At 65.9% G+C, this 15130-nt stretch carries 7 protein-coding genes and 1 pseudogene; 4 read left to right on the forward strand and 4 right to left on the reverse strand.

Annotated elements, in window-relative coordinates; translation table 11 throughout:
* Window positions 1-204: 204 nt before the first annotated feature.
* Window positions 205-414: a hypothetical protein gene (locus tag ACFU8W_RS24780; RefSeq protein ID WP_384041067.1), complete on the reverse strand. Its 210-nt coding sequence runs from the start codon at window positions 412-414 to the stop codon at window positions 205-207.
* Here ACFU8W_RS24780 and ACFU8W_RS24785 point away from each other — a divergent pair.
* The 3 genes from ACFU8W_RS24785 to ACFU8W_RS24795 all read left to right on the forward strand — a co-directional run bounded on the left by ACFU8W_RS24785 (window position 372) and on the right by ACFU8W_RS24795 (window position 10319).
* Window positions 372-8660: a polymorphic toxin-type HINT domain-containing protein gene (locus ACFU8W_RS24785; RefSeq protein WP_384041070.1), complete on the forward strand. Its 8289-nt coding sequence runs from the start codon at window positions 372-374 to the stop codon at window positions 8658-8660. The two genes, ACFU8W_RS24780 and ACFU8W_RS24785, sit on opposite strands and share 43 nt — an antisense overlap.
* Window positions 8661-8664: 4 nt before the next feature.
* Window positions 8665-9063, forward strand: a complete 399-nt coding sequence (locus tag ACFU8W_RS24790) for a hypothetical protein (RefSeq protein ID WP_384041073.1) — start codon at window positions 8665-8667, stop codon at window positions 9061-9063.
* A gap of 344 nt (window positions 9064-9407) precedes the next feature.
* Window positions 9408-10319 (forward strand): Dyp-type peroxidase, encoded by a 912-nt coding sequence (locus ACFU8W_RS24795; protein WP_384041076.1) that lies wholly within the window; start codon window positions 9408-9410, stop codon window positions 10317-10319.
* Between the two features lie 98 nt (window positions 10320-10417).
* Here ACFU8W_RS24795 and ACFU8W_RS24800 read toward each other — a convergent pair whose 3' ends face one another.
* From ACFU8W_RS24800 to ACFU8W_RS24810, 3 genes and pseudogenes are all read right to left on the reverse strand, one after another.
* On the reverse strand, window positions 10418-10978 hold the full coding sequence (locus tag ACFU8W_RS24800; protein WP_384041079.1) for a helicase associated domain-containing protein: 561 nt from the start codon (window positions 10976-10978) through the stop codon (window positions 10418-10420).
* Between the two features lie 125 nt (window positions 10979-11103).
* Window positions 11104-11973 (reverse strand): annotated as a pseudogene (locus ACFU8W_RS24805) (helicase associated domain-containing protein); the annotation flags it as partial.
* 187 nt (window positions 11974-12160) lie between these two features.
* Window positions 12161-13513: a tetratricopeptide repeat protein gene (locus tag ACFU8W_RS24810; RefSeq protein WP_384041082.1), complete on the reverse strand. Its 1353-nt coding sequence runs from the start codon at window positions 13511-13513 to the stop codon at window positions 12161-12163.
* Window positions 13514-13665: 152 nt separating this feature from the next.
* Here ACFU8W_RS24810 and ACFU8W_RS24815 point away from each other — a divergent pair, with 152 nt between their 5' ends.
* Window positions 13666-15087, forward strand: a complete 1422-nt coding sequence (locus tag ACFU8W_RS24815) for a hypothetical protein (protein WP_384041085.1) — start codon at window positions 13666-13668, stop codon at window positions 15085-15087.
* Window positions 15088-15130: the final 43 nt, after the last annotated feature.

The following is a 15130-nucleotide window of genomic DNA, read 5'->3' on the forward strand; positions in this document are numbered from 1 at the left end:
TGCGTGCTTGAGCGCCATTCGCGCCGCCACCACACCGCTGTCGAGGGTCGCCCTGCAGATGCTCGTCCGTGAGCCGGTCGTGGCGTGATTTCCGGGTTTGCGCGCGCCTGGGGTGGCTGGCTGACGCTCTCGGTCGCTGTTGGTGGGGCTGTCCTGCCCCTTCGGCCGGTCGGCATTGCTGGCGAGGGGAGTGGTGGGAGGTCGTTACGGTTCTGGGTTGTCGGTGTCGGTGTCTGTTGCGTTGGTGCGGGAGGTGGTGGCTTCCTCTTCTGCGCCGGCTTGGGTGTACGCGGTGGCGGAGTGGTTCCAGGCGTCCGTCACCTGTTGGGGATCGACGTGGGCTGCGGTGAGGGTGGTGGCCAGCTCGCCCCATGCCTGGCCGGTACGGAACCAGTCCTCTGCCGCGGCCAGCATCTCAGCAGCCTGCTGCCCGGCCGCGACGGCCTCCTCGAAGCGCTCGAGACCACGGTAGGCGGTGCCGAGGTTGTTCCAGGCAATCGCTTCGCTGTGGGTGTTGCCGGTCTGTTGATGCAGGTCTGCACTCGCCGCGTCTGGCTGGAACGACTCTTTCGTGGCTTGATTCGTTCAATTGTGTGAATACTTCAGCTACTTCCGACATGCACATGACGGACTGTGTGTATCTTGTGACAGCTTGCACGGGGAGTGTGGGCTTCGTGGGCTTGTTGTGGCCCATGTGCTGTCCTGGGGAGGGCGCGGTGCGCATGCGCGGCGAACAGTTCGGGGTACGACTTTCTGCGCGCTGGCGGTCGCTGACCGTTGGTGCTCTGGTGCTCGCGCTGGCTGCGAGTACGGTCTCCGCGCAGGCGTCACCAGACCCATCCCAGTCCCCGGCCCCGTCTGCGACCGCTTCTGCCCATGAGGGGCCCTCAGGTCTCCCGGGAACGCCGCCCAGCGCGAGCCCGTCCTCCTCAGTGCTGCCCTCCGGATCTCTGCAGCCCAAGGAGACCAAGCCCAAAGCTACAGCCGCGACGGCTACCGCACCGACGACCAACGACGCGGTGTACGCCTATGACGCGGCCGGGCGGCTGGTCGGGGTGAGCGACCCAGGAGGTGAGACGGCCCGGTACCGGTATGACGCAGCAGGCAACCGGCTGGGAATCGACCGGTTCCCTTCTAGTGACCTGTCAGTGCTCTCCCTGGTACCGGTCAGTGCGGCAACTGGTGCGACCGTGACAATTTCCGGTACGGGTTTCGCTACGGCGCCCACATCAAACGCAGTCACTTTCGGGTCCGCGGCAGCCGAGGTCTTATCCGCGACTACGACCCGCCTGACGGTCAAGGTGCCTGCAGGAGCGTCTGACGGACGTGTCTCAGTCACGACCGGTGGTAAGACTGTTCAGTCCGCAGAGTCATTCAGCCCAGCCGCGCCGGCACCCTCAGTCGTCAAACTGGCGCCGACGTCTGGAATGGTGGGTTCCGAAGTCGTCCTCACCGGATCAGGTTTTGCCCCGGCAGTGACGGACAACGTAGTTCGATTCGGCGGGGGAGTGCTTGCCGAGGTCAAGTCCCGTACGGACAGCGCACTGACCGTGGTCGTTCCTGCAGGAGCTGCTACTGGGCCGATCGAGCTCACCACTCCCTCTGGCACCGTCGCCAGCCCTACGAGCTACCAGATCCTGCCGAGCGGTTCCGAGGTCGAGTCGTCAGAGATAACGTCGGTCACAGACGAAACACCCCCGACGGTGTCGGTGACGACACCGGGTAATCGCGCAGAGGTGTTGTTCGACGCCGATCAAGGCGACAACATCAGCTTCGGATTCACCGGGTCGACATTCAATGTTTCTCCTTCGGTGCAACTCATCGCCCCGACCGGCGAAAAAGTCGGTGGCACTGGGTCGTTCTCCAAGCCTGTAGGAGACTGGCAGGTCAGAGACCTGCCGGTGGTGGGGCGCTACACCCTGATGCTGACCCCCGGTCCGAACAACATCGGTGCGGTGACCGTGACGGTCTCGAAGACCAGGACCGGCGTGCTCGACCCGATAGGCCCCACCACCGACGTGAGCCTGACCAGGGCTGGGCAGAAGGCGCTGCTCACCATCGACGCTCAGTTCGGCCAGTCGCTGAACGTGGGCGTGGACGCAGCAGCCATGACCACATCCGTCAACACACGGCTGTATTCACCGTCCGGCAAACAACTGGACCTTCTTTACACAGCAGCCAAAGGTAAGGCTTCATCGGTCATTGCGTCACTGACCGAATCCGGCCAGTACCTGTTGTCCGTCGAACCCGATCAGGCCGGAACCGGAACGGTCCGGATCACCGGGTCCCACCCCATCCAGGCAGGCGAACTGAGCGATACCGGACCAGAAGTCGCGATACCGATCGGCAGGCCAGGACAGAGCGGCTCCGCCACCTTCACTGCTCAGGCAGGACAGCGCATCTCGCTTGGCGCCACCGCGGGCGACTTCTCCTCCTTCAACACGCTGGAGGTCCGAGGCCCGGGCGGGGAACTCATCGGCAGCAAGTTCACGGTTTTCGCGAATTCGCGTCTGCAGTGGGACAGCCCGCAGCTCCCGAGCCCTGGAACCTACACGGTCACGACCAAAGCGGACGGACTCGGAACTGGGACGGTAACGCTGCTTTTGTCGAAGCCCGTTGCCGTGGGAGTTGTCTCTGTCGGAGGTCCCTCAGTCCCTGTCGACATCCCGCGCTTCGGGCAGGATGCAGAAGCGACCCTCCAGGCTGAAGCCGGCGACGACCTGGCACTGGGTATCAACAGCAACACCTTCACCACTGCAGTCAACATAACGGTGACCGCCCCGTCGGGACTGAAGGTCGTCAGCGCACAGTACGTAGCCCCCGGCGCTGCCAGCACGGTAGGGCTGTCCGATCTGCCTGAATCCGGCACCTACCAGATCACCGTCGCCCCGAACCTGGGCGGGACCGGAACCCTTCAACTCACGCTGTCACCGGACGCCACCACAAGCCTGCAGCCTGACGGGGCCTCGGTACAGGCGTCCCTCTCACGGGCCGGCCAACGACTTCGCGTCGAGTTCACTGCCCCGGACACGCTCTCCCTGGGATTCGCTGTCACAGCGAACACCGTCACCCAGGGCATGGATGTGCGCCTGATCGGACCGGAAGGCGGCAGTGGCAGCTCTGTAGGAACGGTGCCCGCCGCCGCGTCCGCGACCAACTATCTTTCCGGACTGACCCCGGGAGTCAAATACGTCCTGCTCCTTACCCCCGGCGGCGCTGCAACCGGCACCATGACCCTGTGGCTCTCGAAGCCCACCCTCGCTTCCCTATCGGTATCCGCCCCGAGCGCGACCGCTGAGATCACCCGGCCGGGGCAGCAGCTTGCGCTGGCCATAACGGCGACAGCAGGCGACGGAGCTGCTGTCGTGTTCACCGGCACCACACTCACAGAGACCGCTCAAGTCACACATCAGGCGCCTGGTGCCACCACCAGCACGTACCTCACGTCGATATCCAAGACACCGTCGGATGCCGACCTCCTTGCCCCCTTGGCAGCGGGCACGCACTACGTGTTCGTTCGGCCCACCAAACCCGCAACAGGCAGCACCACCGCCACACTCGTACCGGACGTCGACGGAGGCACCCTTCAGGCCGACGGACAGAAGCACCCGGCAAACCTCACCCAGGCGGGCCAGAACGCGCACTACACCTTTACCGCCACGAAAGGTGCCAAACTCACACTCGCTCTCGATACTCCACCGCATTCCTACTGGACGCTGTACGTCTACGGCCCAGACGGCAAAGCACTGGTCAACGGCCGGTACATGCCCAATACAACCCTGACAACTGATCTGCCGGCACTCACAGCCACTGGTACCCACACCCTCGTGGTGGAACCAGGGCCGATGGAGACCGGCACCTACAACCTGGGCCTCAAGCCAACCGGCACCACCATCGCACCCACCTCCACATCGGACCAGGACAACAAGCCCGCAGAACCGGCAACTGTGACCAAAGCCGTTCCTTCCGGCATGGACGCCTGGCAGCCGGGCAAGCCTCAACTGGCCGGACGGGACTGGATCACCGCACGCGGCAAAACGCCGAAGACCCCATCGGCCCTGCGAGCCCCGGCCCGCTCCACGGCCATGACCGGGCATGTACTGCGACTCGACGGCAAACCACTGCCCAAGGTCACTGTGACCATCGGCCGGAAGACGACCCGCACCGACAGCCAAGGCAGGTTCCTGCTCGCTGGTATCAGCTCCGAGGCCACGACCCTGGTAGTCGACGGTGCCAGCGCGAACACAAAGAAGCGAAGCTACGGCCGGTTCGACATCCACATCAGCCCCAAGGCCGGCACCACCACGGACCTCGGATTCCCAGTGTGGATGACACCGCTGGACACCAAGCACACCGTGCAATTCTCCGCCCCGGCCAAGACCGAGGTCGTACTGAAGACCCCGAAAATCCCGGGTCTCGAGGTGCGGATCCCTAAGGGCTCCGTGGTCCGGGACGACAAAGGCAAGCCGGTCACCGAACTCGGAATCTCGGCAATCCCGATCGACCGACCGCCGTTCCCGCTCCCGAAGAACAGCGTGGTGCCCGTCTACTTCACCGTGCAGCCGGGCGGAACGTACGTATTCCCCAAGGGCGCGCAGGTCATCTACCCCAACTACACCCACGAAGCCCCCGGCACCCGGGTCGAGTTCATGGACTACGACCCGAAGAAAATGGGCTGGCACGTCTACGGACACGGCGAAGTCTCCGCAGACGGCCGCCAGGTCGTGCCCGACGCCAAGACTCGTGTCTGGTCCTTCCACGGCGCCATGTTCAACGTAAGCAGCCTGGTTCCCTGGGACATTTCCTGGCTGGGCGACGTCATTGACTGGCTCTCCGGAGACCCCGTTGATCTCACCACCGGTATGCTCACGGACTCCCGCACCGACCTGGCAGTCTCCGACCCACGAGGCTCGGCCGAGATCACCCGAACCTACTGGCAAGGCGACACCCGTCAGCGTGCCTTCGGTATCGGCCGCGATCTTCCGTACAACGCCTTCTTCCACTCCGAGCAACAGTGGCAGGAAGTCGACCTTTACCTGCCCGGCGGCAACAAAGTTCACTTCGCCAGGACATCACCAGGCACAGGAGTCACCGACGCGGTCTTCGAACCCCTGGACACCCCATCCGGGTTCCACGGCTCGAAGATCATCAACAACGGTGACGGCGAGTGGGAGCTGCGATTCCGAGACGGAACCGTATGGGTCTTCCCGCACTACTCACCACTGAAAGAGATCCGCGACCGGCACGGCAACGCGCTCAAAGTGACCCGCCTGGCTGGCAACAAGGGCGAGATCACCCGCATCAGCACACCGGGAGGCCACTGGATCACCCTCGCCTATGACGCCGAGCACCGGGTGAAGACGGCAACCGACAACACCGGCCGCACCACCTCCTACACTTACGACAGCGCAGGCCGACTGGAGACGGTCACCGACCCGGCGGGGAAGGTGAGCTCGTACACCTACGACGGCACTTCGAACCGGATCGCAACGGCGAAGGACGCTCGCGGCATCACGTACATGACCAACACCTTCGATGCGGACGGCCGGGTCAAGGACCAGGTCCTCACCGAAGGCGCGAAGTACTCCTTCGCCTACACCCAGACAGGCACCGGCCAGATCACCTCCACCGAAGTGACACAGCCGGGCGGTGCGGTCCGGCGGGTCGAGTTCGACACGGCCGGGTACGGCGTCCTGGACATTGCCGCCTACGGGTCGTCGCTGGAGCGCAAGACGCAGTACGTGCGGGGCCCGAACCACCGCATGGACGCGGTCATCGACCCGTACGGACAACGCACTGAGCTGACCTACGACGCCAGCGGTCATGTGACCCAATCCGTCGAGCAGGCCGGAACCGCCAACGCCCGTTCCTCGGGCACGGTCACCTTTGACGGGCCCTTCGACCAGCCCACCAAGGCAACCGACCCGCTGGGCAACGAAACCCTTTTCGGCTACGACGCCGACGGGAATCTGCAGACGGTCACCGACCCCGAGGGCCGCAAGACCACCCTCACCTACGCGCCGGACGGTCAGGTCAAGAGCGTCACTGACAACGCCGGGGCGGTGACGGAATATACCTACCGCAACGGCGACCTGGTCTCGGTCAAGGACGCCGAGGGCAGGGTGTCGAGCCAGTTCACCGATGCCGCTGGAAGGGCGTCCGCGCTCACCGACACGGCCGGGTCACTCACCACCATCGCCTACGACAAGCTGAACCAGCCCCGCACGGTCACCGACCCCCTCGGACAGTCGACGGGCTTCGACTACGACGAGAACGGGAACCTCACCACCCTCACCGACGCCCGCAACAACACAAGCAGCTGGGCCTATGACAACGCGGACCGCCCCAAGTCGGCCACCGACGCCATGGGTGCACAGGCCACCTTCGAGTACGACGCGGCCGGGCTGCTGAGGAAGGCGACCAGCCGCTCCGGGAAGATCGCGACCGCCACCTACGACCTTCTGGGGCGGGCCAAGACCGCCCAGTACGGTGTCGGCGTGGCCGGCCAGGCCGAATCCAGTGTCAGCTACGACTACGACGGCCACGACCTGCTCAAGCAGATCACCGACAGCCAGGCCGGCAACCAGTCGTTCATCTACGACACCTATGACCGGCCCAAGACAGTGACCGGCCCCAACGGCACCGTCAGCTACGACTACGACACAGCCGACCGCCGCAAGACCATGACCGCAGGCGGCCAGACGACCAGCTACGGCTTCGACAAATCCAGCATCCTCACCTCCGTCACATCAGGCACCCAACAAGTCGGGTTCGAACTGGACGCGGCAGGCCGGGAAAAGACCGCCACGATGCCCGGCGGCATCACCCGCACCACCGGCTACGACAAGACCGGCACCATCAAGGCCATCACCTACGCCCAGGGCACCAGCAGCATCGGCGACCTCAACTACACCCGCGACGAACGCGGCCTGCAGACCGGCCTGACCGGAACCCTCGCGAATGTTGCGCTGCCCGCCGCCGAGGACGGCACTGTCTTCGGCAAGGACAACCGCATCACCACCTACAGCGGCCGCTCCTTCACCTACGACGCCGACGGCCAACTCACGACCGACGGCATCCGCGACTACACCTGGAACGCACGCGGCCAGCTCACCAGCCTGGCCAAGGCCGGACAGAACAGCACCTTCGGATACGACGCCCTGGGCACCCGCAGCACCAGAACCGTCGGCGGAACAACGAACAAATTCCTCACCGACGCCAGCAACCCGCTGCTCGAACAGGACAGTTCAGGCGGCACCACCGCGACCGTGGCCACCTCCGGGCTGGACGAGTTTCTCACCCGCACCGAGAACGGCACCACCCAGGTCTACCTGACCGACGCACTCGGCTCAGTGATCGGCCTCGCCGACAGCGACGGCACCATCGCCACGAAATACGCCTACGACCCCAACGGCCAGCCCACCGTCTCCGGAGCCGCCTCCTCCAACCCGTATACCTTCACGGGGCGCGAGAACGACGGCACAGGCCTGCTGTACTACCGCGACCGCTACTACGACCCCGAAACCGGCCGCTTCATTTCCCAGGACCCCATCGGCCAGGCCGGCGGCACCAACCTCTACCAGTACGCCCTGTCCTCACCTACCACCTACACCGACCCTACCGGCGACAACCCCATGATCGCCGCCTGTGCCGTCGGCGGACTTGTGGACGGCGGGCTCGACTGGGCATTCCAGCGGCTCTCCGGCCGCAAGGTCAACTGGGGTCAGGTCGGCAACGCGGCCCTGACTGGCTGCATGATGGGCATGGCCGGCGAAGCCCTGGGCGCCTTCATGGCCGCCAGAAGTTCTCTGCGCGCCGGGAGCTGCCTGGCGCCCAACAGCTTCACCGCCGACACACCAGTCCTCATGGCGGACGGCACAAGCAAGCCGATCAAGGACATCAAGATCGGCGACAAGGTTCAGGCCACCGACCCGGAAACCGGTGAAACCGGCCCCCGCACCGTTACCGCCCTCATCGAAGGCAGCGGGGACAAACAACTCGTCGACCTCACCATCGACACCGATCAAGCGCAGAACACGAAGACCAGCAACATCACCGCCACCGACGGTCACCCCTTCTGGATCCCCGCCCTCCACCAATGGGTCGAAGCCGGAGACCTCAAAGCCGGCCAATGGCTCCAAACCAGCTCCGGCACCTGGGTCCAGATCACCGCCACCCAACACCGGACTCAGCCAACGAAGGCCTACAACCTCACCGTTAACGACCTCCACACGTACTATGTGCTCGCAGGCGCCACCTCGATTCTCGTGCACAACTGCGGCACGGGGGATTTGCGGCCTGACTTCAATTCGACGAAATCTGCGGTCGATCACTATGTCAAGCACGTGCGTGGGCTGGATTTTCGATTGAAGAAGGGGGTATTCCGTGCCACAAGGGAGTCCACGCCGATCCAGCTTCGGAATGTGGATATGCCGGAATTCTCGGGTGTCGGTGGACGTCGGGCGTATCGCGAAGCTGCGCGCGATTTCATGCACGGTGATGGGCCTTACGGTTCGATCACTCATGTCGCCCCAAGCGGCGCAATCCATCGTTTCGATCCGGCCAGCGGTTACTATGGCCTTGTAAATAGTGGAGGAACGATTTCAACGTTCTTTCGCCCGAGTGATGGGCTCTCATACTTCCGCCGATCGATTAGATAAGGGGGTGAGGGGATCGGTGTTTCCTGAAAGGTTCAATGCCATAGCGCAAACACTAGGAAAGCAAGCTTTGACGCCTAATCGAGCTGTTGAAGCTTGGCTTCAGTTCGTCGAAAACTGCGAAGAAGGCTACGAAGACAGTCTTGCCGAATACAGAAATGAATTGTCCATTCGGCGCTTCTTGCAGGCGGTGATCAGTGACCCGCAGGTTCAGCAAGCCTCAGATGCGCAGTGGTTTATCACGGAAGTTGCAGCCATCGATGCGAGATTTTCATCGCTGCTTGAGGACGGATTTCAAGTCACTGGCAGTTGGGGTTGGTGGGAACGTCGGATTCCTCGCGTCGGCGGTGGGGTTTTCGTAATCGATGTCCGAGATGCCTACGGTGTGGACATAGAATTGAGCTGAACTGACGTGGATTGCTCACTTTCGTTGCGCTTCCATGTAGCTAGCAGATTTCCTCGCTTAACAGATGGGTGTATGGCCGAGATTGCAGAGAAGGTTTCCCTATAGATTTGCAGTTCGGTGTGAATGTGATGCGACGTTCTGGGTCTGGCACTCAACGGCGGCCTTGGAGTGGGGATGCGGGCGTGAGAAGCAGAAGAGGCATACTGCTGGGCGCAACTGTGATGGCTGCGGGAGGGGCTGGTGTGATTGCGGCGAATGCTTTGCCCTTCCATTCTTCAACGGTTGATTCCGCGGGTTCGTTGGCTTCTCTGCGGGGCGTGTTGCCCGCCGCTTGTGTGCGAGTCATGGCCCTGGATCTGTTTGGGCAGGAGTCCCGGGTGTCGAAGGCTGCCCTGGCCCGGTTGCAACAGTCGGTTCTGGCGGCTGACAGAGACGGTGTCGACACCTGGATGGCGTTGGGGAGCCGTATCTTCGGAGCTGGCTCGCAACGGCCTCGTCAGCTAAGGGAGATGCCGTCCTTCGCTGGGGACCTGCTTGACCCTGCTCAGTCGCACGGGGACGTGCTCGTGCAGGTGAGCGCACCTGACGAGAAGGCGGTGAGGGAGGCTGCTGAACGGGTGGTGAGGCAATCTGCCGGATGGCGGGTGCGATGGCAGGTCGACGGATTTCGGGCCGAGAACCGGGTCGAGGCCGGCAAGGGGCTTGCCCGGAACCCATTCCATTTCACAGAAGGATTCGGCAATCCGGACACGGAGCGGGAGATGACTGATCGGGCCGTTGTGCGCAGCGGGCAGGGTGAGCCTGACTGGGCCGTGGGCGGCAGCTATCAAGTGGTGCGGATCGTGCGGTTCGCGACCGAGCTGTGGGACAAGGACTCGGTTGGCGAGCAGGAGCGCATTATGGGGCGTCGGCGCGACGGCCGTTGGCTTGATGGTACGCCGTCCGGTGAGCAGCCCAACTTTGACGCCGACCCTGCGGGCAGGGCTACGCCCCTCGACTCGCATGTGCGTATGGCGGCTCCGGACCGGCGGAACCCACCGCCGCTTGTGCGGCGCGGCTACAGCTACGACCGGGGTGACGGCGACAAGGGGCTGATCTTTTCCTGCTTCCAGCGGGACCTGGAGCAGGGCTTCGAAGCCGTACAGAAACGTCTGGAGGGTGAGGCCATGGCCAAGTACATCCTCACCATTGGGGGCGGGTACTTCTTCGTGCCGCCACCTGGCGACGCCTGGATTGACGCACTGTTCCGAAGCTGAGCCCCGGCCGTCATGATCAAGGCGTGCGTGGCCGCTTCTTCGATGTCTCGAGGAAGCTCGTCGGGCGGTGTAGACGATCAGGGCGGCGTGCTGTGCTGCTACCCCGCCCATTCCAGTCCGAGTGCGGCGAGCTGGTCCTCGCAGAGCCGGTCGCGGCGGCTCTTCTGGTTACTCAGGAAGACGCCGAGTCGTACGGTTGTGCCGTCGGGGAGTTCTTCAACGTGGCCTCTTCCGACGACGGTCTTCTCCTCGCGTTGGATGTACTGAGCGAGGGCTGCGACGCCGCGTGTGAACGCGTCGGAGCCCTTCCCTGCCCCAGCCTTCGGACCGCTCCGCGCCGATGCCTTCTGGGGCCGTGCAGCCGGTTTCACGCCCAAGGCTGCGAGCCGCTGTTGCTGTTCTTCGTTGAGTTGGGCCCAGTCGCGGGTTTGCCGTGTGAGCCAGCGTCCGATGTCGTCGCCACGGTGCGTCACTCCGGGCACGATCTCCTCGCGGCCGGCACCACCCGCGAGGAGCGCGGTCAGACCAACCCAGTGGCGTTGCCAGTCGACGGTCCAGCCCTGTCCGAACAGCTCTGATCTGCTGAAATATGGCTCATGTGCGTAGAGTTGGACCGTCGTGGGACTGTCGACCCGATGTCGGCGCTTGCGCCTGGTCAACTTACGGCTCCGCCCGGACGGCACGCTCTGCCGGCCGTGACGCGGTCCGTACAACTGCGCCGACAGCACGAGACCCCGGGCCTCGATAGGCCCGGGGTCCGGTGGGGGAGCGTGCAGCGGTCGTCTCAGTAGGAGTCCTCCCGTTCGGAGGGCGGCCCGTACTGCTCGATGAGGTCGCAGGTGCAGGCACCGCCCTCGTACAGCACCGTGTCGCACTCGTCATGGTGGCGCCGTACCGGCGGCCGCTTCGGCGGGACGGCTGACGCGGGCGGGGCGGGAGGCTGGGCAGATGAGGACCGGGCGGCGGCCCTGAGCTCGTTGTCCATGACTGCGGAAGCGATCTCGTCCTTGCGCCACTGCTCGGGGAAGTTGTGGCGCACCAGGCCGCCCGCGTAGGCCATCCGCAGGAGTTCGGCCTTGGTGTACTTCCGTGTCAGCTCGGTGAGGCGCTTCATGCGTGCCGCCTCGGCTTCGCGCTCTTCGGCCGTCATCGTGTAGTCGGCGTCGCGCTGCTCCAGCACGGGTGTTTTCGTCGGCGCCGGCTGCGCAGAGCCTGCGTCTGTGGGGGCCGGGGCGGTGGGTGCCGGGCCTGCCCAGTCGACGCCCAACGCGGCCATGGCGGCGAGCTGTTCGGCGCTGAGCTTGTTTCGCCTCGCGCGGGTGCTCGATACCCATACGCCCAGTTTCACGGCCACCGGCTCCACCTCGCCGTCGCCCGCGATCTGCTCACTGTGGCCCCTTGGCACCGGCCGTCGGCCCTCCCGCTCCACCCACTGCGCGAGGGCCGCAAGGCCGCGCTGGAATGCCTGCTCCGCCTTGCCCGCCGCCTTCGTCGACCGCGTGGCGGCCCGGGCGGGAGACGGCGCCTCAAGCGGCTTGACGCCCAGCGCGGTCAGCCGCTGATGCTGCTCGGTGGACAGCTGTGCCCAGGTGCCCGGGTTCTTCTGCCGCTGAAGCCACTTGCCCAGGTCATCACCCTCGAACAGAACTCTGGGCTGGAACTCACCCGCATCGCCCGCTGCGTTCCTACTGGTGCACCTACTCCCGGGCTTGGGTCCACGTGAAGAGCCTCTACCACCTTAACGTCACCGCCGACGAGCAGCAGGCCCTGACCGACATGCTCGACACCTGCGCGTAGCCGTACCCGGTCGGCCCGCCCTGCGGCTCGGCGGGTCGGCCACCTCAGAAGGGGGGCTTGTCGCCCCAGGAGCCGGTCCATTGGACGGGCTCCTGGGGGATGTGCTGGTGGAGGACGGCCACGGCGTCTTCGATGCGGCCGAGGTCTATGAGGTATTCGGCCAGGTCGTGGTGGTGGGTCGGAGCGTGCTGTTCGAGGACGGCAATGGCTTCCTCGGTGCGGCCGGCCAGGAGTCTGGCGATGTGCGCGGCGGCGTACGGGGTGCCGCCTTCGGCGTGGGCCCGGGCCTGCTCGACCGCCTCGTCGATCCGGTCGCAGGCGGCCATCAGCGGGAGCCGGATCCAGAACAGCTCCCACTCCTCCTTGCCGCGGCGGGTCTTGAGATCGTCGAGGTAGGCCAGGCCGTCCTGGGGACGGCCCTGGTCGGCGTACAGGTTGCACAGCGTGTCGACGATCCAGTCCTCCGCGCCACCGGGGGCGTCGGCCAGCGTGCGCATCACCTCGATAGCCTCCCCGTGGCGGTCGTGCCGCGCCAGCAGCTTGGCGAGGTGCACCGCCATGTTGCCGCCGGCGATGGACGCCATACCGGCCTGCCGGTACACGGCGACCGCGCCCTCGACGTCGCTGTGCTCCTCCAGCAGTTCCGCGAGACGCTGCGCGGCGTGCCCGTGGTATTCGGTCATCGCGTACGCGCGCAGTTCCTCGATCCGGTCGTGCCGGGCCAGCAGGTCGGCCAGCTGGTCGCGGTTGTTGATCGAGGTGGTCTTGCGGGTGTGGAGCAGGGCGATGGCGTCGTCGACGCGGCCCTGGCGCTCGCGGATCGTCGCGAGCAGGTTGATGGCGTTGAACGGTTTGACGTCGCGGCCGCCGCACGACGGGGAGTTGCAGCAGTGCGGGGTGTTCTCGATCCGGTGTGCGAGCAGTTCGGCGGCCTCCTCGTGGCGGCCGGTGGAGCCGGCGATGTCGACGAGCGGCTCGGCGAGGTACCAGTCCTCGATGTGTGGGCGCAGCAGGTCGAAGGCCTCGTCGCCCCGGCCGTGCCGGGCGAGCAGGCGCGCGAAGAATCCCAGCGCCAGCCGTTCCCCGCCTTCCGCGTGCGGTCGTACCAGAGCGATCGCGTCGTCGGCCCGGTCGTGCGCCTCCAGCAGCTCCGCCATGGCTTCGGCAGCCTTCCACCAACCCGTGGCGACGTACGGTGCGAGCACCTTCAGCGCCTCGGCCTGCCGGCCTCGCTCGCCGAGCAGCCGGGCCCACTCCCGCGCGCAGAACCACTCCCCACGGCCGGCCCAGAACTCCACCGCCCCGGCATGACCGAGCTCAAGAAGCTGGGAGACCAGGCGCGGTGAGAGACAGCCCGATTGCGTCCGGGCCCGGTATTCAAGATCAGCTGCTTCCACGGCCAAGCACCGTAGCCCACACCCCTGACACCACCGACAGCGCCGACACCCGCGCATAGCAGCACCCGGGCCAGCCCGCCTAGCCCGCCCTGCGGGCGGGCCCGGTGATGCGGGTCGCGGGTAGTGTCGGTGGCTGCTCCTAGGGTGCCTGCGTGACTGTGGATGATCTTCAATGGCAGGTGGATACCCTCGGCGGCGTGCTGCCGCGGCTCGTGGAGGAGATCCGCGACCGCGGCGGCCTGGAGGCTTTGGTCCAGGCGGCGCGTGAGCGTGAGGACTGGTTCTGCGCCGTGGGCGCGGTGCGGGAACTGTGCGCGGCGGGGGAGTTCGGGCGGGCCTGGGCGGTGGTGGAGCCGTTCGCGGCCACCCGCTGGCAGTCGGCGGTGCGGACGGGTGCGGACGTGCTGTTGCGGTGGGGCCGCGTCGACCAGGCGCTGGAACTGGCGCGCCCCGAGGGGCCGAAGGAGAGCGCGGTCGATGCGTCGCGGGACTATGCCGTGGTGCTGGTGCGTGCCGGGCGGGTGGAGGAGGCGATGGGCGTACTCGGCCCGCACCTGCGCGGCGGGCGGGTGCTGGCGGCCTTGGTGGAGATGACCGAGGGCCAGGGGTGCGACGAGCGGGTGCTGGAGTTGCTGGTCCCGATCGCCGAGGATTTCCGGCGCGACCCGGAGCAGTCCGGTGTCCGTGACCTCTGGGGGGTCCTGCCCGCACAGGCCCGGGTTCTGGAACGGTCCGGCCGCGTGGACGAGGCGATCCGGCTGCTCGGTGCGGACGTGGCCGCGCGCCGGTACGGGCCGCAGAACAACGTGGGGTTCTATGCCGAGTTGCTGGCCCGGTACGGGCGGATCGAGGAACTGCGCGAGCTCGCCGACGCCCAGAGATACAGTGCCGTGGTTCCGTACGTGACGGCGCTGGAGAACGCGGGACGGGCCAGCGAGGCGGAGACCTACCTACGCGATCTCATCGCCGCCGGGCGTCCGGGCTGGCATGAGAACACGCTGATGGAACTGCTCATCCGCCAGGGCAGGTTCGATGACGCCATCAAGGCGGTGGAGCACACGTTCGACGACCTCTACGACGGAAACCTCCTCCAGGGGGCCCTGATCCTCCTTGCCGATCAGGGCCAGCACGGCAAGGCGATCGGCCTCACGGAAGGCCGCAGCCCCGAGTTCCTCGCGGAGAACGAGGCGTACTGGTTCCGGTCCAACCGGTGGTGGCTGATGGGAGAGTCCGGACGCGCCCGAGAAGCGATCGCGGAGATCGAAGCCCTGCCAGCCGACGAGGTCGAGGACCGCGAGCTGACCATCGCGTGGCTGCTCGCCCAGGACGGCCGTGTCGAGGAGGCCATCGCCCTCCTGCGCCCGCTGCCCGGCAAGCGGGCCGCAACCGACCTGGCTGAACTTCTCATCCGGCAGGGCCGCTTCACCGAGGCCATCGCTGTCATCCCCGACGTGGCCGCCCAGCGCGAGGAGGCACGGCACGGCCGGGCAAAGCGGCAGGAATCCGCCTCCCCCGACGCCGGCCATGTGTGCGACGACCCATGGGCAGCCTGGAATACCGCACCTCTGGAATGACGCTCCCCGCCGGTCGGTGCTTTCGCGTGGGACGCAGCCCGGT

The sequence above is a fragment of the Streptomyces sp. NPDC057565 genome (assembly GCF_042801455.1).
Taxonomy (GTDB): Bacteria; Actinomycetota; Actinomycetes; order Streptomycetales; family Streptomycetaceae; genus Streptomyces; species Streptomyces yanii.